At 41.3% G+C, this 465-nt stretch carries 1 pseudogene; it reads left to right on the forward strand.

Annotated features, from left to right (window positions below):
* Positions 1-465 (forward strand): annotated as a pseudogene (locus HMPREF2987_RS11060) (hypothetical protein); the annotation flags it as partial.

Consider the following 465-nt stretch of genomic DNA (forward strand, 5'->3'; position numbering starts at 1 on the left):
ATCCAAGCAAACCAGGTAAACCAGTAGAACCAGGAACACCAATCACTCCTGAAAATCCAGGTACTGACACACCAATCATCTACGTACCAATCGTAAATGATGTGAAGAAACCAACTAAACAAACAGTTAAGTTTGAAGGAGCAGGCGATAAGACTCCAGGAGACAATGTCCAAGATGACTTTACGTTTACGGGTAAAGAAAACAAAGCTGATGGAACTACAACATGGAATGAGAAGAACCATACTTACGGTAAGGTATCTGTACCAGTAATTCCAGGTTACTACGCTGATAAGACAGAAGCTGGTGGTAAGACAGTTACTCCAGAAAATCCTGAAGCAACAGATACAGTAACCTACAAACCACTTGGAAACTTGGTTCCGAAATCTGATGATCCTAAGTTCCCATCAACACCAGATGTGAAATATCCAAATGATCCAAAAGATCCAAGCAAACCAGGTCAACCAG

The organism is Streptococcus sp. HMSC067H01 (assembly GCF_001814775.1).
Lineage (GTDB): Bacteria > Bacillota > Bacilli > Lactobacillales > Streptococcaceae > Streptococcus.